This is a genomic window from Acinetobacter ursingii DSM 16037 = CIP 107286, from assembly GCF_000368825.1.
Lineage (GTDB): Bacteria > Pseudomonadota > Gammaproteobacteria > Pseudomonadales > Moraxellaceae > Acinetobacter > Acinetobacter ursingii.
On sequence record NZ_KB849715.1, the window covers coordinates 1 to 24,599 of the forward strand.

The window sequence follows — 24,599 nt, forward strand, 5'->3', positions numbered from 1 at the left end:
AGTCGTCGTTCCACCTTTGCCATCAGCAACCGTCACTTCAAAGCTGTCTGAACCGTTGTAGTTGGCATTTGGCGTATAAGTATAACCACCTGTTGCTGAGTCAATGCTGACGGTACCGTGCGTCGGCTTCTCTGAAACACTATAAGTAAGATGATCACTATCTGGATCCGTGACATTGATAATTACACCAGTTTTAGGTACATCTTCAATGACACTTATGGGTTGTTGTTTATTAATTTCGAGAACTTGTGGTGCTTTATTGACTGATTCATTATTATCTTTCCCACTACTTCCACTGCTTCCCAAAGCAGTTCCACCTATCACGGCAAGTCCACCAGCAATCCATGGAAGAAGCGCACCTGAGCTACTGCCACTCGCAATCGGCAAAAAAACTTCTAAACCAGAAATTTCTTTAAATAATGGAGCACCATTGTTCCAGTCAAACCACAAGAAAGCACAATCATTATCTTCAAAAACTAAATCTGAAACGATATTATCTTCATATTGTACAAAGAAATTTTGGATGGTAATGACATCGCCATTTTGCAGTTTTAAAATTAAATTATTACCATCTTGAATAAACTCAGCAACATCTTCTCGATGTAAGTTAACCTGAACAATAGCCGCCGCTTTTAATATGACTTGCGAATTATCTATCGTATTCTTTACTAAAGATTTTTTTTCAGTTACTACAAATTTTGTCATGTCTTATCCCCAATAATGAGTAAACCCATTACTAAACCCTTGATAAATAATTTATGATTTACTTTCTTTTAACGGCTCAGATCTCTGAACATGAGTTGCTTAAGAAAGCTCGAATTCGTCCATTAACCATTTTTGAGCCGCCAAATTTCACTTAAAAACGATTACATTTTTTAGATACAATCATTCTTTTGAAAAATTGAATCTGATTTTTTAAAATTTGCAGCCAAATAAAGCACTTACTTCAAAATTTCATATCTATAGATAAGATTTTTTGCATCAAAATTTAGATATACTTATAGAAATCAGCTAACTCCTTGAGTGCTAATTTGCGTAATAAATGGCTTGTCATTTTCATCAATTGAAATTTTAAAATCTGGAGCTTTAAGCTGATTATTTAAATCCAATTTGAATACATAAGTTGCACATTCTGTTTTACAACTCTTAACTTTTAGGACATAGGCATCAGGTTTTAAATAATAATTCGCTTTATTATTAATATAGAAAGTTCCAGCCTTAAAATCATCGATATAAAAATTAATTGGACAGACCTGTCTATTTTTATCATCGTTTAAACAAAGCTTATTATCACGATAAACATGAATAACCTGATTACTATTTCCATCTTTTTGTTGAAATAATAAATTTGAAGGCTTGTTATATGTACTTAAAGGTGTACCACAAGCCGTGAGTAAAAGGCTAAGAAGAACAAGACTACCGCTACGAATCATAAGAACCCCCATAAAATGTTAAATTTTGTATAGATATTACAACATAAAAATTACAATAAAAAGATAAATTAATCACATTTTTTTAAAAAAAGACTAACAGTGATACGCTTATAATCTGACTAAAAAGTCATCACTTTTATTTATAAGTTTTATTGATATGCAGAATTTATTTTCGAATATTTTTTACAAAAATTTATTTTAAAAAAAAGATGAGTCTTTATTTTATAAACAAATATTATTTTTTATTTAGTTAAAATTTATATGATTATTCAAATATAATATAAAAATTGAATTACATTCATTTTAACTAAAAAATTGCATAGAATAAATATACAATTCATCATTAATATAATCTTAATAATCATGGTGTTTTTATATTAAAAAATAATCCCCTTTCTGTTTTTCAACAAAAAGAGGATTATTTCAATCCAACAAGTGCAGTTATTTAAAAGTTAAACTGTAAAATCGTCACCTAAATAGACTTTGCGAACTTGTTCATTTTCGAGAATATCCTGCGGAGAGCCCTCTGCGATGACGGATCCCTCACTCACAATATAAGCATGCTCGCAAATTGCCAATGTTTCACGTACATTATGATCCGTAATCAGAACACCAATCCCTCGTTCTTTAAGATTACGAATAATCTCTTTAATATCACCCACTGAAATAGGATCAACCCCCGCAAAAGGCTCATCCAGCAACATAAATTTTGGATCAGCCGCCAAAGCGCGAGCGATTTCAGCACGGCGACGCTCACCACCAGAAACACTCATGCCAAGCGAATCTTTGATATGACCAATTTTAAAATCTGCCAGCAATTCGTTTAAACGCTGTTGACGTTGCTGTTTATTTAAGTCTTTACGAGTTTCCAAAATTGCCATAATATTTTCGGCAATGGTGAGTTTTCTAAAAATAGAGGCTTCTTGTGGTAGATAACCAATACCTTTTCTAGCACGTTCATGCATGGCAAGGTGAGATAAGTCTTCATTGTCTAAATGAATTTCTCCTTTATCCATACGAACCAAGCCAACCACCATATAGAAACTGGTCGTTTTCCCTGCACCGTTTGGACCAAGCAATCCCACAATTTGTCCACTTTGCATTTGAAAGGACACATCTTTAACCACCCAGCGTTTATTATAGTTTTTTGCCAAGTGTTTGATACAAAGGGTTTGTGGTTTTTGACGTGTTTGCTCCATTAATCACGTGCTCCCGGAAAACTTTTAGAACTTGATGGTGGAATAATCAGTTGAACACGATTTGAACTTGAACCTTGTGCTTCAATATCACCTTTATTCATACTATATTTTAAGCTATTGCCTCGAATGCTGGCTCCATCCTGAAATAAATAAGCATTGCCTGTTAAAGTAATAATGCCTGTATCTGCGTTATAAATAATTTTCTGTGCTTCACCACGTGCGACCCCTTTTTCAGCACTAATCTGTTGCTGAAATTTGGATGGTCGACCATTGGCAGTAATGGTTTGAATTTCACGTTTGGAATTCAGTTGTGCAACAATCGAATCCGCCTGTAATTTCATAGTGCCCTGTTCGATCACCACATTTCCGGTATAGGTTGTAATGCCTGTTTTATCATTATAGGTAGCTTTGTCAGCGACCAATGAGATAGGCTGACTACGATCTGAAGGGAGCGCCAATGCAGATGCAGACATCACGGCAAAGATCGTGAAACCTGTTACTTGTTTCAGGAAAGTCGAACAAGAAATCGATTTAAGAGTTTGGTGCATACTTTCCTCGAATATTAAAAAATTCGTATTGGCTATTTTCCAGATCTGCTTTTAAACCATTGCTGACAAAAGAAGCCTGTGGTGATTGCACATCCACCTGATGTGTCGTTTCAATTTTTTTTGTTTTCGGATAGGTCGTCAGCTCATCCGTTCGAAAAACAATTTCACCTTTTTCAGCAAGTCTTGTTGCAATGACATCACCTGAAAGAATAACCTTTTCGTTATCATCATAACCATTTGCAACTTTTGAAGAAAAAGTAGCATTCACTTGTCCATTTTCATACATTGACGCATGTAAATTTTCAAGTTTTGACGTTTGTTTCTGCATATCCTGTTCAAGTCGATCGACCTTTGCACGAATATACAAATGACCAAGATCGTTTGTCTGAGTCAAATTGATATCATTTGCTGTATAAGTCATATTGCGACTATCATCAGCATCCAGTTTGTTCGCACTGCCACTGTAGTAATAATAGCCACCACTTACAGCTGCGATTGCAATCGCCACGATATATAAAACTCTAGTATCCATAAGCGGCGTAATATCACCTTTTTCTCTGGCTTAGAATATTAATGGGGTACAGTCAGATATTTTGCAAGAAGTTCTTCGTAAACTCCTTTTGCATTCAGTAACATATCACAGACTTCACGCACTGCTCCACGACCGCCCATCGCTTGAGTTACCAAATGAGCACGACGGCGTAATTCTACATGTCCATTTGGAACAGTCACACACATTCCTGCAAGTGAAAAAGCCGATAAATCAGGCCAATCATCACCCATATATAAACAATCAGAAGGTGCTAAATTAAATTGCGCACATGCTTCACGCAATGCCACGCCTTTATCTTCACGGCCTTGAAAGATCAGATCGACGCCTAAATCAGACATCCTTTTTTCAACGATCTGACTTTTACGACCTGTAATGATAATGACTTTAAGACCAGCTTGCTGAACCAGTTTCATCCCCAAACCATCACGAATATCAAAAGATTTGATTTCATCACCACTATTGGTCAATGTCACAAATCCATCACTCAAGATACCGTCCACATCTAAAACCAGTGCCTGAATATGACGAGCCTGTTCAAGTAATGCATAAGATGCCATGAATTAATTTACCCCTGCCTGAATTAGGTCATGCATACTGATCACACCAATCACCTTATTTTGATCATCAACAACGACAAACTGACTAATTTTTTTAGCATTCAGTTGTTGTAATGCTTCTACTGCACGAGCTTCCTGAGAAATCGTCGCAGGATGTTCAATCATCACCGCAGACACAGGAAGTTTGACATCAAAACCTTGTTGCTTATCAATTAGACGACGTAAATCACCATCCGTAAAGATACCTAATAAATGATCTTGTTCATCAACAATGGTCGTCAAACCTAAACGTTTGTTTGAAATTTCGTAAAGGACCTGATTCATTGGGGTATCAGGAGATACTTTTGGAAGCTCCTCACCGGTATGCATTAAATGTTTTACATGTAAAAGTAAACGTTTACCTAAAGCACCTGCTGGATGCGAGCGAGCAAAGTCGTCGGCAGTAAAGCCTCGCGCTTCCAACAATGCAACCGCGAGCGCATCACCCAATACCAATGTCGCAGTGGTACTTGAGGTGGGTGCAAGCCCTAATGGACAAGCTTCGTTTGACTCACCCAAAGTTAAAGCTACATCTGCATTTTTTGGCATTGGACCTGTATCATCACGGCTAATGGTGATCAATGGTACTTCCAGATGTTTAATCAAAGGCATCAGCATCATGATCTCATCACTTTTGCCTGAATTGGAAATGGCAATGAGTACATCACCCCGTACTAACATTCCCAAGTCACCATGCCCCGCTTCACCAGGATGCATAAAAAACGAAGGTGTACCTGTGGAAGCAAAAGTGGCTGCCATTTTTCGACCAATATGACCAGATTTACCCATACCTGTCACCACTACACGACCCTGACACTGTAAAATAATTTCACAAGCCTGATCAAAACGATCGTCTATTTGACTTGCCAATACATCTAGGGCATGTTGTTCTATCGCAATGGTTTCCAGTGCAATTTTCTTAAAATCGGTGGTACTGGTCATAAAATATGAGCTCAAACAATTCGCTACTGCCAAACCGACAATAGACTTTTTAACTAAAAAATTTGCGCTATTCTAGCACATCTCATTTCCTGTCACGTTTTTAAATGTACAAGTTTTCACTTACTTATAAAAATTATGGATAAACCTTTGTGAAATATGTGGCTTACGTTAAGATGTAACACTATTTTTGGTGAATGTTTTTAAGAGTCTTATGCAACCATTCGTTTTATATAACTCAGAGCAACGTAAAAAAGTTGAATTTGTCCCACGTGTTGATGGCCAGATAGATATCTATGTCTGCGGCATGACGGTGTATGACTACTGTCATATTGGACATGCTCGAGTCATGGTTGCTTTTGACTATATTATTCGTTTTCTGCGTAGTCAGGGCTGGAAAGTACGGTATATCCGTAATATCACCGATATTGACGATAAAATTATCAGTCGTGCCAATGAAAATGGTGAAACGATTCAGCAACTAACCGCGCGTTTTATCACTGCTATGAATGAAGATGCAGCCAGTCTCGGTTGTGCTGAACCTGATGAATCGCCCAAAGCCACCGAATACATCGACCAAATGCAAAATATGATTGGGACTTTGGTCGAAAATGGCACCGCTTATCCTTCCTCCAATGGTGATGTTTATTATGAAGTCACTAAATTTGCCAAATACGGTCGCCTATCTGGACGTAAACTGGATGATATGCAAGCAGGAGCCAGTGAGCGTGTTGATGTCGAAGTCGAGAAAAAACATCCGTTTGACTTTGTGCTGTGGAAACATGCCAAAGCCAATGAACCGTCATGGCAATCCCCTTGGGGCAATGGTCGTCCGGGTTGGCATATTGAATGTTCAGCCATGTCAACTTGCTGCTTAGGCAATCACTTTGACATTCATGGTGGTGGGTCAGACTTATTATTTCCACATCATGAAAATGAAATCGCGCAAAGCGAGGCTGCAACAGGCGAACAGTATGTGAATTATTGGATGCATGTGGGCTTTATCAATGTCGATGGCGAGAAAATGTCAAAGTCTTTGGGAAATTTCTTTACCATTCGTGATGTAATGGAAAAGTTTCATCCTGAAGTGATTCGCTACTTTATTGTGTCTTCGCACTATCGTAGTCCTGTGAACTTTTCAGATACTGCGTTAAAAGAAGCGAAAACTGCACTCACTCGCTTCTATCATGCTTTTAAAGCTTATGAACAAACCTATGGTCAAATTCATTCTGACCAGTTAGATCATGAGTTTATAGAACGTTTTAACTCAGCCATGCGCGATGACTTTAATACACCAGAAGCCATGGCGGTTCTGTTTGATTTGAATCGTGAACTCAATCGAGCGGTGAAAGAGCAATGCGCTGAACAAGCGGCGCTTTATTATGCAACTTTGCGCCATTTAACGACAATTCTGGGCTTGGTTCAGCATAATGTTGATGAATTCTTAAAATCAGATATTGGCCAACAAGCACTCAGCTTGAATGACGATGAAATTGAAGCTTTGATTCAACAACGTCATGACGCAAAAAAAGCAAAAGATTTTGCCAAAGCCGATGGTATTCGCCAGTCTTTACTTGAAAAAGGTGTTGCACTTGAAGATACCCGCCAAGGAACCGTTTGGCGACGTGCTGATTAAATCGACAATTAAAATGGATGGATGTTGACAGTTAAATGAAACTGTCTATAATGCATCTCACATTGCGGGAATAGCTCAGTTGGTAGAGCACAACCTTGCCAAGGTTGGGGTCGCGAGTTCGAGTCTCGTTTCCCGCTCCAAAATTTTAAAAAGCCCTAATCAAAAGATTTGGGCTTTTTATTTATCTATACCAAAACCATGCAGACTAAAATAAAAAAACGGACTGATTAACAGTCCGTTTTTTCACATAAAACCCGATTATTTTTTCAGTTTATAAGCAATTACATAATCACCTACTGGTGTTTTCATAAAGTGATGTCCACCCGCCATGATCACAATATATTGCTCTCCATTGATGGCATAAGTCATCGGTGTTGCTTGACCACCCGCAGGCAAATTTGCAGTCCAGACGAGTTTACCTGTACGGTTGTCCAAGGCGTGTAATTTATTATCTGTTGCAGCAGCAACAAATGTTAAACCACCGGCTGTAATAATTGGACCGCCGTTATTTGGTGTACCAATATTAATTGGCAAGTAAGTTGGCAAACCAAACGGGCCATTGTGTTCAGCACTACCGAATGGGTGCTGCCAAAGTACTTTTTTGCTATGTAAATCAATAGCCGTAATCATGCCATAAGGTGGTTCGTTACAGAGGACTTGAGAAATTGGAGCATAAAATGGTGATACATTAATTCCATAAGGGGTATCAGCCATCGCACCATTTCCTTCAGCACCGCCACCACCTGATTTATAACTTGGGTCATCAATTGACTTTAAGCCCTGCTTATTGGCTTCTGTACGGGTAACCAATTTGTCGTACATTGGTGTCACATTCCAGTTTGCAATCATTAAACCAGAATGAGGATTTACCGCTACACTGCCCCAATCACTTCCACCATTGTAGCCAGGGAATTCAATCCATGGTTTATCGATACTTGGGGGTGTAAATTCTCCAAGATAATTTGCCTGTTTAAATTTAATACGACACAGCATTTGATCAATTGGAGAAATTCCCCACATGGTTTTTTCCTGAAGATCAGGCAAACCTAAACGTGGAATCTCGACAGACCACGGTTGAGTTTTAGCACGTGGATCATTTGGTACAGCATGATAAGCCTTTGCATCGTTTGGTACAGGTGCTGGTCGTTCTTCAACTTTGGTTAAAGCTTTACCAGTAGCGCGATCAAGAATAAACGTCTGACCACGCTTGGTTGGCATAATCAAGGCTGGAACTTTTTTTCCTGAAGCATCTGGATAATCCACCAATGTTGGCTGAGAGCCGATATCATAATCCCATACATCTTTATGTGCAGTCTGGAAGACCCATTTTTCACGTCCCGTATTTACATCGAGCGCAACAACTGCTGAAGACACACGATTTTCATTAGCGCTGCGCATCGCACTATAATAATCCGCAGCCGAGTTCCCTGTTGGAACATAAACCAATCCTAATTTTTCATCGCCAATCATGGCAGCCCATGAGTTTGGTGTACCACGACTGTATTGCTCACCTGTTTTAGGTTCAGTGTTGTCATTTGGACGATTGACATCCCATGCCCATTTAAACTGACCTGAATCTGCATCATAGCCACGGATTACACCAGAAGGTGCCCATCGACGCTGTCCATCAAGAACCTGATGATTGACTACAATTACACCATTAATGATTGGTACAGGTGCAGTAACCGCAAGTTGACCAGGTACCCACTTACCAATACCTACAGATAAATCAGTTTGACCATGCTGACCAAAACCTTGACACGACTCACCTGTTTCTGCGTCAACCGCCAGCAAACGCATGTCTAAGGTACCAACAATAAGTTTGTTGTGACAAGCCTGTCCTTCGGGAATAGTTTTAGATTGATAAAAAGTGACTGCCTTACATGCAGCGGTATATGGAATATTTTCATATTTCACACCAGACTTGTGTTCCCAGATTTTTTTGCCTGAGGCTGCATCCAATTTAATAATATTATTGGTCGCACTACATAAATATACGGCATTACCCACTTTAATTGGCGTGGTTTCAGCAGCCCATTTATTGGTTTGACCTGCCTGAGGCACATCACCTGTCCGATACGTCCATGCCACCTCAAGTTTATTGACATTGTCAGGAGTAACTTGGTTAAGCGGTGAATAGCGGGTCGCATTTTCATCACGACCATAATATTGCCAGTCAGTGTCAGGTTGAATTGTTGTAGCATTTGATGAATTGGTGCTAAAAGACTGCGCTGAAATTTCCTGCCCTGACACATAGGATGAATGTGGATAAAAAGCCAGACCACCCGCAACAACAAAGCATAGAATAATAAAGCCAGTTAAACTATATGAAATTTTCTTACTCGCTCCTGAACCAATATTTGGCATAAGTAAGCTCATAAAAAATGCAAAAACAGCCACTATAGCGAGCCGAGGCACCCAGCCCCAGTAGCGTGTACCCGCTTCCCATATTGTCCAGATCAGAGTGTAGAAGAAGAACAGCCAAAAAAGTTTTACACCTAATTGATCATTTTTAAGCAAATAAACACTAGAAGCGATTAAGATCACTCCATTGATGACGTAGTACCACGAACCTCCTAAATACGCTAAATAGATACCGCCAATGAATAATGTAAGGGCAAATAACAGTAAGATCACCGAAAATATTTTTACGGGTATACTGCTGTTTTTTCTATAGATGGAAGAATGAACCATAGCTTTAAACCTTATTAATTTTATTTAGTATGGGAGTCGCTATTACATCATTTTAAGAATTAAAAACGCTCATGGTATCGTTGCTTAAATGTGTTCTGAAACTTAAAGTTTTCTTAAAAAATAAAAGAACTTCTGCCGTAAAATAAAAAATAATTTACATTCAAAAAGTTAAATAACATTTATATAAAAAGACATTCATTTTAGCCTTCTATCTTATCTGCAATAAAATAGGATGACACAGGCCATAAATATGTTTTCGCAAAGTTTAACAGCCTTCTTTCATCAGTCCTTTTTATTTCTTCCTTTGGAGGAAAAATAAAGAGAGTTCAAACAATTATGAAAGAAGTCTAATCATTTATTAAAATTATGATGTGAATAAAAAACCCCATCATTCAGATAGGGCTATTCGCTATTTTTATAAGGTTAACTGGCTTGTTGATAATAAGGTGTATCGCCATTTATAGTTGCGCGATGCATAATTCGATGTGCATCTCCATAATCAAACAATGCCTTATGCTGAGTACAGCGATTGTCCCAAATCGCGACATCACCTTCTTGCCATTGCCAGCGCAAATGAAATTGTTCCTGAGTAGATTTCTCAAATAAAAACTCTAATAATTCATCACTTTCCTGTTGGCTTAACTCATTTATTCGGGTAGTAAAACCTTCGCTCACAAATAAAATCGGTTGTCCTGTCACAGGATGTGTTCTGACGACAGGATGAATAACAGGTGGATTACGTTTAAACGTTTGTAGCAGTTTTTCACGTTCTACCTCATTTGTTGCAAATCGTTCAATTGGGAAGGATTTTCGAATATCGTGAGTTGCCGTTAATCCTCTCAGCTTATGCTGCAAGTTGATATCAAGTCCAGTAAACGCAGCAACGCCACTTGACCACAGTGTATCACCACCTGTTGCAGGGATTTTTATCGCTTGCAGTACGCAGCCTAATGGCGGAGTTTGACTAAAAGTGACATCGGTATGCCAAAGCTCGTTATCGCGTAAATCCTGTTGCCAACTATCCAAAACTAACACTTCAGGTACATCTTCAATGGAAGGATAAATCGGATGGATATGCAAAGAGCCAAAACTACGCGCCAATGCTGCCTGAGCTTGTGGCGCTAATTGCTGCTCACGAAAAAAGATCACATGATGTTTCAATAAAGCCTGTTGAATTTCAGTTGTGTGCTGTTTGTTCAAATGATTTAAATCAACGCCAGTAATGATTGCGCCAATGGCTGGTTTGATTGTTTCGATAATTAAACTCATTTTATCGCCTATACCCTATAACTGCTGGCCATACCAGGGAGATAATTGCTGTTGTAACCAACGTAAAAATAATTCAAAACTGACCGCAACCACAGCAATCACGATAATCCCTAAAATCACCGTATCAGTAATTAAAAATTGCGCAGCCGATTGCACCATAAAGCCAATACCACGATCAGCTGCCACCAATTCTGCTGCGACCAATGTTGACCAACCCACACCAAGTCCAATTCTGATTCCTGTTAAAATGTGTGGTAAGGCTGTAGGTAAAATCACTTTCCAAAACACTTGTGCCTGTGTTGCACCGAGTGACAAAGCAGCACGTTCACGATTGAGTTGATGACTGATCACGCCATGGGTACTACTGATAATTACCGGTGCCAAAATCGAAAAAAAGATCAGTAAAATTTTGGTGGTTTCACCAATACCAAACCAAATGACGAGTAATGGTAAATATGCCAAAGGTGGGATAGGTCGTAATAATTCAACCAATGGATCAAGCACAGCTCGTGCATATTTATTCAGCCCCATCCATAATCCAACGGGAACACCGATTGCAATCGCAGCGAGCAACGCAAATAAAACTCTAGAAATACTGGCCGCCAAATGTTGCCAAAGTGTGGCTTTCATAAATCCCTGCTGACTGACTTCCAAAAACTTTTGCCAAACTGCTTGAGGGCTCGGTAAAAATAATGCAGGCACAAGATGTAAAGCAGTCATCAAAAACCACAGCAATAACACACTAAAAACACTTAGCGCACTTAATGCCAGACGATGATGTCGAGTGAACCACACGCGAAAATTTCCGAAAGAACGCTGTGTTAGACGTGCTGTCGTATTACTCTTTGCGATCTGATTTTTGTAACTGACCGACTCAGTTCGACTATTCATGTCAACACCTCATGGCTAGGTTGTTTTCGTTGTTGCTTTTGTTCGCGTAGTCGCTCAAACAACTGTTCCCGCAACGCGATAAATTCAGGATCAGATTTAATCGAACGAATCGACTCACCTGCCCGATAACGCTCCGCAAAATTTAATTGCAATGTCTGCACAATTTTCCCAGGATGAGCGGTCATCAACACCAATTGCTGACTCAGTAATAAGGCTTCTTCAATATCATGCGTAATCAGGAAAAAGCCCTTATTTTGCTGAATCCATAAATCCAGAACCAGTTGTTGCATCGTTTCACGTGTAAAGGCATCCAGTGCCGCAAAAGGTTCATCCAATAAAATGAAGGGTGCATGACTGACCAAAGCACGTGCGATCCCCACACGCTGCTTCATGCCCCCTGAAAGCTCCCAGATATTGCCTTTGGCTACATGAGACAGCCCCACAATGTTTAAAATCGAGGTCACTTGTTGTTCGATTTCACTTTCCCTTAACCCTTTAAGCTCCAAAGCGAAACCAACATTTTGCTCGACATTGAGCCACGGCAATAAGGCATGATCCTGAAATACCACGGCACGGCGTGCATCAGGGCCGTTCAAAACTTCATCATCAATTTTGACTTGGCCTGTATCTACTTTTTGGAAGCCCGCCAAAATATTGAGCAATGTGGTTTTACCGCAGCCAGATTCCCCCAAAATTACATTCAAAGTGCCCGATTCAATCGAGAGATTGACATCCTGCAAAACAGGTAATGATTGCTTTGGAAACTGTAATTGCACATGTTCAGCTTTCAAGGTACTCATGGCACACTCCAATTATTGCAAAAAGGCGGTCGTGACATTTTCGGCATAACTTGCTTTAACTTGATCGACCTTGCCCTGACTTTTCAAAAAAGTCGCTGTATCGAAAATATTTTTAGCAAACTCGCCTGATAATGTTTTTTGTTGCTGTTCGAGATTGAGATAATCATTTCCTGACAATAACAATGGAATATCTTTTGGATATGAACCTGTCAGTTTGGCAATCTTGTCGATATTTGCTTGATCTTGCACAAATGCTTGCGGATTTTGCTGATAAGCATCGATTTGTTTCAGTGTGGTTTTAACAAAAGATTTGATGAAATCTGGATTCTTTTCTGCAAAGTCTTTACGCACCACCCATAGGTCATAAGTCGGCGCACCCCATTCCCCCACTTGTTTAGAGTCAGTAAGTACCTTCCCTGTTGCTTTGGCTTTGCTTAAAGCAGGTTCCCAGACATAAGTGGCATCAATATCGCCACGTTCCCAAGCCGCGGCAATTTCTGGTGGGCGTAAATTAATAATTTTGACCTGATTTTCAGAAATTCCCCAATGTTTCAGTGCAGACAATAAACTGTAATGGGTGGTTGAAACAAAAGGCACCGCAATGGTTTTACCTATTAAATCCTGTGGCGACTGAATGTTAGATTTTTGACTGACCACCAATGCCTCTGATCCACCCAGTTTTGCAGTAATTAAAAACACTTCAATAGGGACATTTCGGCTTGCTGCTGCAGCCAAGGGACTTGATCCAATATTGCCAATCACCACATCGCCTGAAGCCAACGCATTGACGACATCTGAACCCGCATCAAATTTTTTCCATTGAATGTGCTGCTTACTGTCTTTTTCATAATCACCGTTTGCCTGTGCAACTTTGCTCGGATCAACACCAGTTTGGTAGGCAATAATCACCGATTGACCACCGACACTTTGTGCAGCAGGTGTTTGATCTTGACCTTTACGATTTTGATAAATAATAAATGTAACAATCGCCACAAGGACGATTGCTGTAATCCATAAAGGTTTAGAATTTTTCTTACTCATAACATTTGATAAAAGTCGCTATTGTTATCAATGGTATGGCACTCTGCTTTATGATTTAAAATAATAAAAAATGGATTGCTTATGAATATTTTTAAAATAGAAATAATAAAACATGGCTCGATTCAATCATTCTTCCCAAGCTTATAAAATATCTATAAAGTGCTTGGATAAATTGATAAAAATACAGATAGCAGACAAATCATGTCGCACTACCCTAGTGCTTTCAATATTTTTTTGGCATGATGCAAAGTAGATCTCTCAAGAACAGTTATAAATGGAACAAATGCGTTGGATGGAGCTGCTTTCAGCAGTTCGTTTAGGTAGTAAAAAAAGTACAACAGAACTGGGACGAAGCCCTTTTCATAAAGATTATGATCGGATCATATTTTCACAAAGTTTTCGTCAGCTTAATCGTAAAACACAGGTTCATCCTTTCGCACTCCAAGATGGTATCCATACTCGTTTAACCCATTCCCTTGAAGTGTCTTGCATCGGGCGGTCGCTCGGCATGATGACCGCTGAAAAAATTAAGGATGATTTACCTGCATGGATTTCACCATCCGATGTCGGAGCCATTATTCAGGCGGCATGTCTCGCCCACGATATTGGCAACCCACCCTATGGACATGCAGGTGAATATGCGATTCGCGAATGGTTTGACGATGCTTCACATAACGATTTCCTAAAAGAACTTAGCCCTGAAGAAGAAGCTGATGTGCGCCAGTTTGAAGGGAATGCACAAGGTTTACGCTTATTAACACGTATTGATTATCATCCTGATGATGGCGGTATGCGCCTGACTCACGCCACGTTAGGTGCTTATTTAAAATATCCGTGGTTGTCTAAAACCATTGAGTCACAAGGCGACCGTCCTTCCAACCAACGTGCAAAATTTGGTTGCTATCAGACTGAAAAAGAAATTTTGGTCGAAATTGCTGATCAGCTTGGACTGATTCAATTGGGTGAATATCATTATTGCCGTCATCCTCTGACTTATTTGCTCGAAGCAGCAGATGACATGTGTTATGCGCTGATTGATCTGGAAGATGGTATTATTTTAAATATGCTGACTTATGAAGAAGTTGAGCCTATTTTTCTAAATTTAATTGCAGATTATGGGATTCCTGACGAATTGGGTCAACGTAATACCACTTGGCAACAAAAAATTGCCGCTTTGCGTGGACGAGTCATGAAACGTCTGGTTGCTGAGGTTTCCAGCGCCTTTGCCCGACATCATGTTGAAATATTATCAGGACAATTACAGGGAACACTTTTAGAATATTGCCCTGCGGATATTGGCGTGGGAATCGAAAAAGCCAAAGATTTGGCGCGCAATAAAATTTTTGAGCATCGGCAAAAGTCTGATCTGGAAATTATTGCACATAGTAGTTTGCAATCGATTCTGGATGCATTTATTCCATTGTCCGTACCGCAAAAAGCTTTGAGTTTTAAAGAGAAACGGCTGATGTCCATTTTGCAGCAGTTTGGTGCCAATTTTCAGGACAATCACTACCAAAATATTATGCAAATATTGGATATTATTAGTAAATTTTCAGATCACCAAGCTTATGATCTCGCTCAGGTACTACAAGGTCGTCGTGCCAGTTTTATGTAATGTCGGGATGATTTCGGACATCTAATTTTTATATTATTTTAGGAAATAAGTTTTCAATGATCGGTTGTTTAATTGGTGAAGTATTTGCACTGGAAGCACCTACGGTACTCCTGAATGTCAATGGGGTTGGCTATGAAATTGATACGCCACTTTCAACATTTTGCCAACTCCAAAAAGGGCAAAAAGCAACCTTGTGGACGCATTTAGTGGTGCGTGAAGATGCACAACAACTTTATGGTTTTTTAGAAGCACAGGAAAAGACCATTTTCCGTACCTTGCTGAAGGTTAATGGTGTTGGCCCTAAAATGGCACTGGGTATTTTATCGACTTTAAGCGTTGAGCTTTTGATCCAAACCATTGAACATGATGATATCAATACCTTGGTGAAAGTTCCGGGTGTGGGTAAAAAGACTGCCGAACGTTTGATGATTGAACTTCGTGATCGTTTTAAAGCACTTGCAAATCAAGGCAGTGCGACCTCAAACAATACTATTTCGCAAATTCAGTTTGTATCTAACTCTCCTGTTGCCGAAGCCGAAGCTGCATTACAATCATTAGGCTACAAACCGATTGAAGCACAAAAAGCAGTGGCTGCAGTGAAAGCTGATTATACTGAAGCCGCAGACTTAATTCGTGCTGCACTCAAATCAATGATGAAGTAACCAATCATGCATGACCGTTTAATTAGTGGCAAAGAAAAACCAGAAGATCAATTCGATCGTGCCATTCGACCAACTTCTTTGGCAGACTATATTGGTCAGCCCGTGGTACGCGAGCAAATGGAAATTTTCATTGGTGCTGCGCGTGGTCGTGGTGAAGCACTGGATCACACCCTGATTTTTGGCCCGCCAGGACTCGGTAAAACCACACTTGCCAATATTATTGCCCGAGAAATGGGAGGCAATTTAAAATCCACTTCTGGGCCTGTGCTGGAACGGGCTGGAGATTTGGCTGCCATGCTCACCAATCTTGAAGAAGGTGATGTGTTATTTATCGATGAAATTCATCGTCTTTCTCCTGTTATTGAAGAAATTTTATATCCTGCGATGGAAGACTACCAACTGGATATTATGATTGGCGAAGGTCCAGCGGCACGTTCAATTAAACTGGACTTGCCGCCGTTTACACTGGTTGCTGCAACAACACGCGCAGGCTTGCTCACCTCACCGTTGCGTGATCGTTTCGGGATTGTGCAACGTCTGGAATTTTATTCCGTTGAAGATTTAACGCATATTGTCACCCGTTCTGCCAACTTAATGGATGTACCGATTACCCGAACAGGTGCTGAAGAAATTGCACGACGTTCGCGTGGTACACCACGTATTGCCAATCGTTTATTACGTCGTGTACGTGACTATGCTCAGGTCAAAGGCACAGGTGAAGTCACTCAGGACATGGCACAACGTGCACTAGATATGCTCAATGTCGATAAATCTGGCTTAGATACACTCGATCGACGTTACCTGAGTATGATACTAGAACGCTTTGAAGGTGGCCCCGCAGGCGTTGAAGCTCTTGCTGCTGCTATGGCCGAAGATAGCGGAACTCTGGAAGATGTCATTGAACCGTATCTGATCCAGCAAGGCTACGTGATGCGTACTGCACGTGGGCGTATTGCCACCAATCATGCCTATGCCCAGTTTGGAATCACCCCACCTGAGCAGCGATAAGCAAAACAACGTTTTGCCGCTGCGCAAGACGAGAAGCTATGCTTCGAGTAAACGCGTTAAGAAAAACGAGGCTTTTTAGCGGCGCAAGACGAACAGCTAGGCTGTGAGTGATAGCGATAAGCAAAACAACGCTTCTTACGGAATATATTCCTCATGCGCAAGACGAGAAGCTATGCTTTGAGTAAAAGCGTTAAATAAACTTCATGCATCTTTTTAAGGCTTTTTCGTGCATAGACCTCATTCTAAGCTGAACAATGATGCCCTAAACCACAGTGTTAAAGGAGCATCCTTTTGCCAGATCTATTGCTCACGTTTAAGTCGATATGCTTTCAAACCACTTGCTATCAAGCGATCTCAGATTGAAAGCTTGTGCCATTTGACGAAATAGTCATTATGCTAAACTTCCATGCGTTTAAGAGCATTACTTCCAGAGCGCCCTAGCCGATAAAAATCGGGCAAGCCCTGCTTACTTGTTATTGTTTATACCTTAGTACGGATATCTATCATGGCTAATCTTTTTGAGTTCAAAATTCGCGTATATATTGAAGATACAGATGCTGGTGGTATCGTTTATCATGCCAATCATATCCGCTTTATGGAACGGACTCGTACAGAATGGCTACGTGCTTCTGGCATCGATCATTATTGGCATCAAAAAGATTATAATTTTGTCGTACATAAAATCGCATTGAAATACATGCGCCCAATTATGATGGACGACATGATTACTGTTACAGCGAGTGTACTTTCATGTAAAGCTTCGTCATTTGTATTGCAACAAAATATTTATCGTGGTGAAATCATGCTTGCTTCTGGCGAGGTTGAACTGGCATGTTTAAACACAGAAATGCGACCACGCCGACTCCCTGATGAAATTCGCAATCTTATTCTTCAAGAACTGGAACAAGATTAAAAAAACATACTTTGGCACATGTAACTATGGCAACACAGATCCAATCTTCTCTACATATTTCTGATCTTATTTTACAAGCAAGCCCTGTCGTTCAGGCAGTCATGCTTTTATTACTTTTGGCATCAATTTATAGCTGGTATCTGATCGCCAAGTTACATATGGGCTATAAGAAAGCAGCACAACAAGATGAACATTTTCAAAAAATGTTCTGGTCGGGTGCTGAACTCAATACGCTTTATAACAATGCACAGTTAAATTCAAAACGTCATGGTCTGGAGGATATTTTTTATCAAGGCTTAGGCGAGTTTTTTAAACTAAAAAAACGTCATGCTACTGCAAACCAGACCATTGAAGGAACTGAACGTATTTTGCGTGTCGGTTTAAGCCGAGATCAAAGTATCCTTGAACAAGGGCTTGGTGCATTGGCCAGTATTGGTTCAGTGGCGCCTTATGTCGGTTTATTTGGAACCGTTTGGGGCATCATGAATGCGTTTATTGGCTTGGCTGATGTGGATCAAGTAACACTTGCTACCGTAGCTCCAGGGATTGCTGAAGCCTTGATTGCCACTGCGATCGGTTTATTTGCAGCCATTCCTGCGGTACTCGCTTTTAACCACTATACCGCTAAAGGCGAAGCGATTTATTCAGATCGTGCGCTTTTTGCCGAGGAAATGGTGGCATTATTACAACGTCAGTCTGTGGGTTCTGCACAGGAAGAAGTTTAATGGCCATTCAGCGTTCAGGACGCTTTGAGCGTATCAAAAAACCATTAAAAAGTGATATGAATGTCGTGCCGTATATCGATGTGATGCTCGTATTACTGGTGATTTTCATGGTAACAGCACCGATGATTACCAGTGGTATCAAAGTTGATTTACCGCAAGCGACCAATACCCCGATTGAAACCAAAGAACCCGCGATTGTCACATTAGGGCAAGACGGCAATATTTATCTGCAATATAAAGAACATAATAAAGAGCAGGTTTCTTTATCTCAGTTAAAAGAAATTTTAGGTGATGCACAAACTCAAGCAGATGATAGTAATCAAAAAATAACGGTATTGGTTAACGGTGAAAAAACCAGACCATATGGTGATGTGGTTTCTTTAATGTCAAGCTTGCAAGAAGCGGGTTTAACCCAAGTTGGTCTACTCACTGAGCCATTAAAGTAAGTTATGAAGAATTTTCAAAAGCCACCTTTTCAGGAAAAAGCAATTGCACTTGGTTTTACGCTTGGCGTACATGCCCTTGCGATTGTCGGCTTGCTTTATTTAGGTTTAAGTAAACCGCCTGAACCACCAAAAAAAATCACAACTGTGCTGGTCAATCCTGCGGATTTAGCGATTCCTGTTCAAGAAGCAGAAACCACCAGCACCCAAGTTGCTGAGCAAATTCAAACTACACAAGAACCTGAAGTTACAGCACCTGTTATTCCGAGCAGTCCACCACCTACCCCTGCTTTAACCAAATCCACTGAAGCCATTGAAAAAGCCAAAGCGGAAGCAGCAGAAAAGGCGAAACAACAAGCCGACGCGAAAGCTGAAGCTGCTGCTAAAGCAAAACAGCAAGCTGACGTGAAAGCCAAAGCAGAGGCCGCGGCTAAAACACAACAACAAGCGGATGCTAAAGCAGAAGCAGTGGAAAAGGCGAAACAACAGGCAGATGCCAAAGCTAAGGCAGAGGCCGCGGAAAAAGCGAAACAACAGGCGAATGCTAAAGCTGATGCAGCAGCAAAGGCAAAACAACAAGCGGATGCCAAAGCTAAAGCTGATGCAGCAGCTAAAGCAAAACAACAGGCGGATGCTAAAGCTGATGCAGCAGCAAAAGCAAAACAACAAGCGGATGCCAAAGCTAAAGCAGATGCAGCAGCGAAAGCAAAACATGAAGTAGATGCAAAAGCTAAAGCCGATGCAGTAGCAAAAGCAAAACAACAAGCAGATGCAAAAGCTAAAGCCGATGCTGCGGCAAAAGCAAAACAACAAGCAGATGCAAAAGCTAAAGCCGATGCAGCTGCAAAAGCAAAACAACAAGCAGATGCAAAAGCTAAAGCCGATGCAGCAGCAAAAGCAAAACATGAAGCAGATGCAAAAGCTAAAGCAGATGCGGCAGCAAAGGCAAAACATGAAGCAGATGCCAAAGCGAAAGCAGAAGCGGATGCTAAACGAAAAGCAGAAGCAGATGCGGAAGCAAAAGCCTCAGCTGCCAAGCAAGCCGCTGAAGAAGCGGCTCAGAAAAAAGCTGACGCTAAAAAAATTGCATCCACAGCAAAACGTGATTTTGAGCAGAAAATCTATCGCACTTGGGATATTCCAATGGGATCATCGGGTAAAAAAGCAACTGCTCGTGTCACCTTAACCGATAGTGGTGCTGTTGCCTCCGTGATTGTAAATGCAAGTGATCCAGATATGAAAGCGAGTGTAGAAGCTGCTGTTCGTTCAGCCGCACCTTATCCGATGCCTTCTGATGCAGATGCACGTCGTGAAGCAAGAACTTTCACATCAACATTTACTGCTAAATAATATTTTGGTCATAATTACATGGTTTAAATGGATTTTGACCCTGTAATTATGCTAAATACTTTTATTCCACAAAAATGAGCCGCTCTCACAATACGACTATGGATATGAATCGCAAACATCTCTTATCAATCGCTATCATTACTGCACTGAGTTCAGCTTTTGTTCCCCAAGCATTTGCACAACTGCATCTTGAAATCGCCAAAGCACCAGAACAAGCCCCTAAAATTGCGATTGTTCCCTTTGCCAATGATCAATCCATTTATCCTATTGTTGAAAATGACCTAAACCGTTCTGGTCGTTTTACCAGTGCATCAAACAATTTACCTGTTACAGGTGCAATTGATCAGATTCAGACAGATGCATGGCAAGCGGCGGGTATTCCTTATGTTGTTGTGGGAAATATCAAACCTTCCGCCAATAATAGTTCTGAAGTGCATTATCAACTTTATGACGTACAAAAAAAGCAGTTTTTGCTGAATGAATTATTAACCGTACCTAATTCCCGTGTGCGTCAAGCTGCTCATATGATCAGTGATGCCATTTATCAGGCATTAACAGGGATTCAGGGTGACTTTAGTGGTCGTATTGCCTATGTTCTACGTAACCCCGCCACACCTGAACAGCGCTATACTTTACAAATCGCAGATACTGACGGCGAGCAGCCTAAAACTGTGTTGTCTTCGCGTGATCCAATCCTTTCGCCTGCATGGACACCTGACGCGAAAAAAATCGCGTATGTTTCGTTTGAAACAAAACGTCCCGCGATTTATTTACAAGATTTGGCAACAGGTCAACGTGAAGTGTTGGCTCGCTTTAAAGGTTTAAATGGCGCGCCAAGTTTCTCACCTGATGGTAAGTCGATGTTGTTTACTGCATCTATGCATGGCAACCCAGAAGTCTATCAAATGAATCTGGAAACCCGTCAACTGCAACGGATGACCAATGACAGTGCGATTGATACCGAAGCTCGTTACGCGCCAGATGGAAAGTCTTTTATTTTTACTTCTGATCGCGGCGGTTCAGCACAAATTTATCGCTATAGTTTTGATGATGCTTCTGTTAACCGACTCACTTTCCGAGGTGCTTTCAATGCCCGTGGAACTTTAAGTGCAGATGGAAAAAATATTGCACTGGTACATCGCCCATCGGGTAGCAATTACAAAGTGGCCATTATGAATATTTCGACGGGTATCGTAAATATTTTGACCCCAACCAGTTTAGATGAATCGCCAAGTTTTTCACCAAATGGCCAGATGGTGGTTTATGCCACTCGCGAAGGTAATCGTGGCCTACTCTCTGTGATGTCCACAGATGGTCGATTCCGCATGAATTTACCAAGTGAACAAGGCGAAGTTCGTGAACCTGCTTGGGCACCTAAATAAATTGGTCGCCTAAATGACGATGAAGCACTTATATTTTTTAACTGAATTAGATGGAGATCACAATGAAAGCCGTTAAACTATTCGTTTTACCCGTACTCGCAACTGCTGTCATTATGACAGGCTGTGCAAGCCGTAAACCTGCTGCTGAAATTCAAGCAGGAAATAATCCAAATAGTGCTGGCACAGTCAATACATCTGGGTTGAGTGACGATGCTGCATTAAATGCACAAAACCTAACAGGTGCATCATCAAAAGGTGTGACTGCTGCAAATCGTGCTGCACTTGCAAAACGTGTGGTTCACTTTGATTATGACAGCAGTGACTTATCTTCTGAAGATTATCAAACGCTACAAGCGCATGCTCAGTTTTTAATGGCAAATGCAAATTCACGTGTCGCGCTCACTGGACATACCGATGAACGTGGTACACGTGAATACAACATGGCTTTAGGTGAACGTCGTGCTAAAGCCGTTCAAAGCTTTTTGATTACCAATGGTGTCAATCCGCAACAATTAGAAGCGGTGAGTTATGGTAAAGAAATGCCTGTAAATGCAGGGCATGATGAAGCAGCGTGGAAAGAAAACCGCCGTGTAGAAATTAACTACGAAGCTGTTCCACCCCTATTGAAATAATGATTCTTTAGATCATCAAAATCGCTTAAAGTCTCAGACTCTAAGCGATTTTTTAATTTAGGGACTTTGTTGTTCCTGCTCTGTTTTAGGCGGATGCATGGATTCAATCAAATCGTGTTTATTAAACTCTTTGTATTCAGGTTTCGCCTCATACCCTTTCCACGCTTCATCTACAGACTCTTTTGAAATTTCGTCGAGATTAATCGGTTCATTTGGGGTTGGCATCGCACCGAAGGTTTTGGTCGTCATGCCTCGTCTCCTCTCATACTTATACTGACTTTTCACATCCTTATTATTATTCAACATAACACGTTGCTGTACACTTGCAAGCATAAAATCGCAACAAATAAAGTCATATAATTTTTCTTTTAGGTCGATCTCATCTACACTATAGCCATTTCTAAACGACCCTTTTCATTTTGGAGTTTTCCTGTATGTCAAACCTGAATTTGACGCAATATTTACAACAACAATCAGGCCATTTGACACCTGAACTTGCTCAAGTGATTGAAACCATTGCCGCTACTTGTAATACCATTGATCAGGCATTACAAAAAGGTGCTTTAGCAGGCATTCTGGGGAGTGCAGAAAATGAAAACGTTCAAGGTGAAACCCAGAAAAAACTGGATGTGATCTCAAATGATTATTTAATTGATGCATTAAAAGTTCACCCACATGTCGGTGGTTTGGCATCTGAAGAACTCGATGATTTCACACCAGCTCAAGCAAACGGTAAATATTTGGTGTTATTTGATCCACTTGATGGTTCTAGCAACATTGATATCAATATGTGTGTCGGTACAATCTTTTCAATTTTACCTGCCAAAAATGCAGTCACTCAAGCGGCTGATTTCATGCAAGCTGGAACTGAACAAGTTGCAGCAGGTTATGTTTTGTATGGCCCATCTACGATGTTGGCTTTAACTGTTGGCAATGGTGTTGCATTCTTTACTTATGATCCAGAAAGTCAGCAATTTATTCTGACGGCTGATCAAGTCAAAGTCAGTGAAGAGACACAAGAATTTGCAATCAATGCTTCTAACCAGCGTCATTGGGAGCAGCCTGTAAAACGTTATATTGATGAACTTCTTGCAGGAAAAACCTCAGTTCGTGCAAAAGACTTCAATATGCGCTGGGTCGCATGTATGGTGGGTGATATTCATCGTATTTTATGTCGTGGCGGTATTTTCCTTTATCCTTATGATTTAAAGGATCCAAAGAAAGCAGGACGTTTACGTTTAATGTATGAAGCCAACCCGATGAGCATGCTGATCGAACAGGCTGGTGGCGCATCTACGACAGGCCGTGTCCGTATTTTAGAGATTCAGCCCACTGAATTACATCAACGTGTCCCTGTGATCATTGGCTCTAAACAAGAAGTTGAGCTGGTAACCAGTTACCATTAATTATTTTTTATAGCGATGATGCTTCACCGCATCATCGTGGATTTTCTTTTATGGCTATTATTTTTCTTGAATCAAAAGACAACGCTAAAATTAAGCATTTGCGCAGTCTCATTGAGCAACAAGCCTACCGAAAAAAACAACGTCAAACGGTGCTTGAGGGAACTCATCTGTGCCTGTCATGGTTGCAGGAAAAAGGCAAACTTGTCTCGCTTTTTACTACTGAAGCTGCTTTAGAGCATTCAGATTTACAAGCGATTATTGAACAATATAATGGCGCTGTTTTTGTCATTAGTGAAACTTTGTACAAAGACATTAGTACATTGGGCACCAGTTTAGCTTGTCTCGCGGTGATAGATTTACCGCAAAGTAGCACAGCACTGGATTTTCAGGCAGATACGCTTATTTTGGAAAATATTCAGGATCCAGGTAATGTAGGTACTCTTTTACGCTCCGCTGCTGCTGCCAATATCAAACAAGTTATTTGTACTAAAGGCTCTGCATCGCTTTGGTCACCTCGCGTACTCCGTGCAGGTATGGGTGCGCATTTTAGTTTACATACCTTTGAAAATATTGAACTTGAAAGCTTACTAGATCAATTTAACATCCCAGTATTTGTTACCAGTTCACATCGTTCAAATAGTTTATACGAACAAAATTTAACTAAGCCTTGCGTCTGGATTTTAGGTAACGAAGGTCAAGGGGCCTCTGATTATGCCCTCGGCCATGCGCAAGCAGTCGCGATTCCACAGCCTGGCGGACAGGAATCTCTTAATGTCGCAATTGCAGGCTCAATTTGCTTTTTTGAAATGGTTCGACAACGTCTTTAAATCGTTAATTTATATTAAAGCGGCTCAATCATTTGAA

The 24,599-nt window shown here is 40.5% G+C and carries 25 protein-coding genes and 1 tRNA gene; 13 read left to right on the forward strand and 13 right to left on the reverse strand.

Features of this window, described 5'->3' with window-relative positions; all coding sequences use genetic code 11:
- The 7 genes from F944_RS03075 to F944_RS03105 all read right to left on the reverse strand — a co-directional run.
- A partial coding sequence (locus F944_RS03075) for a BapA/Bap/LapF family prefix-like domain-containing protein (RefSeq protein ID WP_004986794.1) occupies nt 1–705 on the reverse strand: 705 nt, incomplete at its 3' end.
- Between the two features lie 302 nt (nt 706–1,007).
- Complete coding sequence (locus F944_RS03080; RefSeq protein ID WP_004986796.1) at nt 1,008–1,433, reverse strand: hypothetical protein; 426 nt, start codon at nt 1,431–1,433, stop codon at nt 1,008–1,010.
- A gap of 452 nt (nt 1,434–1,885) precedes the next feature.
- Nucleotides 1,886–2,632 (reverse strand): LPS export ABC transporter ATP-binding protein, encoded by a 747-nt coding sequence (lptB, locus tag F944_RS03085; protein WP_004986798.1) that lies wholly within the window; start codon nt 2,630–2,632, stop codon nt 1,886–1,888.
- Nucleotides 2,632–3,180, reverse strand: a complete 549-nt coding sequence (lptA, locus tag F944_RS03090) for a lipopolysaccharide transport periplasmic protein LptA (protein ID WP_004986800.1) — start codon at nt 3,178–3,180, stop codon at nt 2,632–2,634. The genes lptB and lptA overlap by 1 nt, the downstream gene beginning before the upstream one ends.
- Entirely contained in the window at nt 3,164–3,712 is a 549-nt protein-coding gene (gene lptC, locus F944_RS03095; protein ID WP_004986801.1) for an LPS export ABC transporter periplasmic protein LptC, read from the reverse strand. Before lptC ends, lptA begins: the two co-directional genes overlap by 17 nt.
- A 38-nt stretch (nt 3,713–3,750) precedes the next feature.
- Nucleotides 3,751–4,290 carry a KdsC family phosphatase gene (locus F944_RS03100; RefSeq protein WP_004986805.1) on the reverse strand — a complete coding sequence of 180 codons (540 nt, stop codon included), beginning with the start codon at nt 4,288–4,290 and terminating at the stop codon, nt 3,751–3,753.
- A gap of 3 nt (nt 4,291–4,293) precedes the next feature.
- Entirely contained in the window at nt 4,294–5,271 is a 978-nt protein-coding gene (locus F944_RS03105; protein ID WP_004986806.1) for a KpsF/GutQ family sugar-phosphate isomerase, read from the reverse strand.
- A gap of 211 nt (nt 5,272–5,482) precedes the next feature.
- On the opposite strand from F944_RS03105, the gene cysS reads away from it, so the two are divergent.
- Together cysS and F944_RS03115 are read left to right on the forward strand one after the other, a co-directional pair.
- Nucleotides 5,483–6,904 carry a cysteine--tRNA ligase gene (gene cysS, locus F944_RS03110; protein WP_004986808.1) on the forward strand — a complete coding sequence of 474 codons (1,422 nt, stop codon included), beginning with the start codon at nt 5,483–5,485 and terminating at the stop codon, nt 6,902–6,904.
- Nucleotides 6,905–6,968: 64 nt separating this feature from the next.
- Nucleotides 6,969–7,044: transfer RNA gene (locus tag F944_RS03115), tRNA-Gly, on the forward strand.
- A 118-nt stretch (nt 7,045–7,162) separates the two neighbouring features.
- Here the strand turns inward: F944_RS03115 and F944_RS03120 are convergent.
- From F944_RS03120 to tauA, 5 genes are all read right to left on the reverse strand, one after another.
- The gene (locus F944_RS03120) at nt 7,163–9,598 is read right to left on the reverse strand and encodes a membrane-bound PQQ-dependent dehydrogenase, glucose/quinate/shikimate family (RefSeq protein WP_004986809.1); all 2,436 of its coding nucleotides are present in this window, start codon (nt 9,596–9,598) and stop codon (nt 7,163–7,165) included.
- 423 nt (nt 9,599–10,021) lie between these two features.
- Entirely contained in the window at nt 10,022–10,867 is an 846-nt protein-coding gene (tauD, locus tag F944_RS03125) for a taurine dioxygenase (protein WP_004986814.1), read from the reverse strand.
- Nucleotides 10,868–10,882: 15 nt separating this feature from the next.
- Nucleotides 10,883–11,758: a taurine ABC transporter permease TauC gene (gene tauC, locus F944_RS03130; protein WP_004986815.1), complete on the reverse strand. Its 876-nt coding sequence runs from the start codon at nt 11,756–11,758 to the stop codon at nt 10,883–10,885.
- Nucleotides 11,755–12,558 carry a taurine ABC transporter ATP-binding protein gene (locus F944_RS03135; protein WP_004986818.1) on the reverse strand — a complete coding sequence of 268 codons (804 nt, stop codon included), beginning with the start codon at nt 12,556–12,558 and terminating at the stop codon, nt 11,755–11,757. The genes tauC and F944_RS03135 overlap by 4 nt, the downstream gene beginning before the upstream one ends.
- A 12-nt stretch (nt 12,559–12,570) precedes the next feature.
- Nucleotides 12,571–13,599, reverse strand: coding sequence for a taurine ABC transporter substrate-binding protein (gene tauA / locus F944_RS03140; RefSeq protein ID WP_004986820.1), 1,029 nt, complete (start codon nt 13,597–13,599; stop codon nt 12,571–12,573).
- 274 nt (nt 13,600–13,873) lie between these two features.
- Between tauA and F944_RS03145 the strand changes: the two genes are divergently transcribed.
- The 9 genes from F944_RS03145 to pal all read left to right on the forward strand — a co-directional run bounded on the left by F944_RS03145 (nt 13,874) and on the right by pal (nt 22,329).
- Nucleotides 13,874–15,214, forward strand: a complete 1,341-nt coding sequence (locus tag F944_RS03145; RefSeq protein WP_004986824.1) for a deoxyguanosinetriphosphate triphosphohydrolase — start codon at nt 13,874–13,876, stop codon at nt 15,212–15,214.
- Nucleotides 15,215–15,270: 56 nt separating this feature from the next.
- Nucleotides 15,271–15,876 carry a Holliday junction branch migration protein RuvA gene (gene ruvA, locus F944_RS03150; RefSeq protein ID WP_004986826.1) on the forward strand — a complete coding sequence of 202 codons (606 nt, stop codon included), beginning with the start codon at nt 15,271–15,273 and terminating at the stop codon, nt 15,874–15,876.
- A 6-nt stretch (nt 15,877–15,882) separates the two neighbouring features.
- Nucleotides 15,883–16,884, forward strand: coding sequence for a Holliday junction branch migration DNA helicase RuvB (ruvB, locus tag F944_RS03155; protein WP_004986828.1), 1,002 nt, complete (start codon nt 15,883–15,885; stop codon nt 16,882–16,884).
- Between the two features lie 505 nt (nt 16,885–17,389).
- Nucleotides 17,390–17,797, forward strand: coding sequence for a tol-pal system-associated acyl-CoA thioesterase (gene ybgC, locus F944_RS03160; RefSeq protein ID WP_004986831.1), 408 nt, complete (start codon nt 17,390–17,392; stop codon nt 17,795–17,797).
- Nucleotides 17,798–17,823: 26 nt separating this feature from the next.
- On the forward strand, nt 17,824–18,522 hold the full coding sequence (tolQ, locus tag F944_RS03165) for a protein TolQ (protein WP_004986832.1): 699 nt from the start codon (nt 17,824–17,826) through the stop codon (nt 18,520–18,522).
- Nucleotides 18,522–18,968, forward strand: a complete 447-nt coding sequence (tolR, locus tag F944_RS03170; RefSeq protein WP_004986834.1) for a protein TolR — start codon at nt 18,522–18,524, stop codon at nt 18,966–18,968. Before tolQ ends, tolR begins: the two co-directional genes overlap by 1 nt.
- Before the next feature lie 3 nt (nt 18,969–18,971).
- Nucleotides 18,972–20,315, forward strand: coding sequence for a cell envelope integrity protein TolA (tolA, locus tag F944_RS03175; protein WP_004986835.1), 1,344 nt, complete (start codon nt 18,972–18,974; stop codon nt 20,313–20,315).
- A gap of 98 nt (nt 20,316–20,413) precedes the next feature.
- Entirely contained in the window at nt 20,414–21,697 is a 1,284-nt protein-coding gene (tolB, locus tag F944_RS03180; protein ID WP_010588931.1) for a Tol-Pal system beta propeller repeat protein TolB, read from the forward strand.
- 62 nt (nt 21,698–21,759) lie between these two features.
- Entirely contained in the window at nt 21,760–22,329 is a 570-nt protein-coding gene (gene pal / locus F944_RS03185) for a peptidoglycan-associated lipoprotein Pal (protein ID WP_004986839.1), read from the forward strand.
- A gap of 57 nt (nt 22,330–22,386) precedes the next feature.
- Here pal and F944_RS03190 read toward each other — a convergent pair whose 3' ends face one another.
- Nucleotides 22,387–22,578 (reverse strand): NF038105 family protein, encoded by a 192-nt coding sequence (locus F944_RS03190; RefSeq protein WP_004986842.1) that lies wholly within the window; start codon nt 22,576–22,578, stop codon nt 22,387–22,389.
- 185 nt (nt 22,579–22,763) lie between these two features.
- On the opposite strand from F944_RS03190, the gene F944_RS03195 reads away from it, so the two are divergent.
- Together F944_RS03195 and F944_RS03200 are read left to right on the forward strand one after the other, a co-directional pair.
- Nucleotides 22,764–23,735, forward strand: coding sequence for a class 1 fructose-bisphosphatase (locus F944_RS03195; protein ID WP_004986849.1), 972 nt, complete (start codon nt 22,764–22,766; stop codon nt 23,733–23,735).
- Between the two features lie 50 nt (nt 23,736–23,785).
- Entirely contained in the window at nt 23,786–24,562 is a 777-nt protein-coding gene (locus F944_RS03200) for a TrmH family RNA methyltransferase (RefSeq protein ID WP_004986853.1), read from the forward strand.
- The last annotated feature ends 37 nt before the right edge of the window (nt 24,563–24,599 follow it).

Coding starts and splice junctions, on each gene's coding strand:
- F944_RS03200 (WP_004986853.1), top strand. CDS start 23,786: ATGGCTATTATTTTTCTTGAATCAAAAGACAACGCTAAAATTAAGCAT.
- F944_RS03145 (WP_004986824.1), top strand. CDS start 13,874: ATGGAACAAATGCGTTGGATGGAGCTGCTTTCAGCAGTTCGTTTAGGT.
- lptB (WP_004986798.1), bottom strand. CDS start 2,632: ATGGAGCAAACACGTCAAAAACCACAAACCCTTTGTATCAAACACTTG.
- F944_RS03135 (WP_004986818.1), bottom strand. CDS start 12,558: ATGAGTACCTTGAAAGCTGAACATGTGCAATTACAGTTTCCAAAGCAA.
- tolR (WP_004986834.1), top strand. CDS start 18,522: ATGGCCATTCAGCGTTCAGGACGCTTTGAGCGTATCAAAAAACCATTA.
- ruvA (WP_004986826.1), top strand. CDS start 15,271: ATGATCGGTTGTTTAATTGGTGAAGTATTTGCACTGGAAGCACCTACG.
- ybgC (WP_004986831.1), top strand. CDS start 17,390: ATGGCTAATCTTTTTGAGTTCAAAATTCGCGTATATATTGAAGATACA.
- pal (WP_004986839.1), top strand. CDS start 21,760: ATGAAAGCCGTTAAACTATTCGTTTTACCCGTACTCGCAACTGCTGTC.
- F944_RS03120 (WP_004986809.1), bottom strand. CDS start 9,598: ATGGTTCATTCTTCCATCTATAGAAAAAACAGCAGTATACCCGTAAAA.
- tauA (WP_004986820.1), bottom strand. CDS start 13,599: ATGAGTAAGAAAAATTCTAAACCTTTATGGATTACAGCAATCGTCCTT.
- tauC (WP_004986815.1), bottom strand. CDS start 11,758: ATGAATAGTCGAACTGAGTCGGTCAGTTACAAAAATCAGATCGCAAAG.
- lptA (WP_004986800.1), bottom strand. CDS start 3,180: ATGCACCAAACTCTTAAATCGATTTCTTGTTCGACTTTCCTGAAACAA.
- F944_RS03190 (WP_004986842.1), bottom strand. CDS start 22,578: ATGACGACCAAAACCTTCGGTGCGATGCCAACCCCAAATGAACCGATT.
- F944_RS03080 (WP_004986796.1), bottom strand. CDS start 1,433: ATGATTCGTAGCGGTAGTCTTGTTCTTCTTAGCCTTTTACTCACGGCT.
- ruvB (WP_004986828.1), top strand. CDS start 15,883: ATGCATGACCGTTTAATTAGTGGCAAAGAAAAACCAGAAGATCAATTC.
- tauD (WP_004986814.1), bottom strand. CDS start 10,867: ATGAGTTTAATTATCGAAACAATCAAACCAGCCATTGGCGCAATCATT.
- tolB (WP_010588931.1), top strand. CDS start 20,414: ATGGATATGAATCGCAAACATCTCTTATCAATCGCTATCATTACTGCA.
- tolQ (WP_004986832.1), top strand. CDS start 17,824: ATGGCAACACAGATCCAATCTTCTCTACATATTTCTGATCTTATTTTA.
- F944_RS03100 (WP_004986805.1), bottom strand. CDS start 4,290: ATGGCATCTTATGCATTACTTGAACAGGCTCGTCATATTCAGGCACTG.
- lptC (WP_004986801.1), bottom strand. CDS start 3,712: ATGGATACTAGAGTTTTATATATCGTGGCGATTGCAATCGCAGCTGTA.
- F944_RS03105 (WP_004986806.1), bottom strand. CDS start 5,271: ATGACCAGTACCACCGATTTTAAGAAAATTGCACTGGAAACCATTGCG.
- tolA (WP_004986835.1), top strand. CDS start 18,972: ATGAAGAATTTTCAAAAGCCACCTTTTCAGGAAAAAGCAATTGCACTT.
- cysS (WP_004986808.1), top strand. CDS start 5,483: ATGCAACCATTCGTTTTATATAACTCAGAGCAACGTAAAAAAGTTGAA.
- F944_RS03195 (WP_004986849.1), top strand. CDS start 22,764: ATGTCAAACCTGAATTTGACGCAATATTTACAACAACAATCAGGCCAT.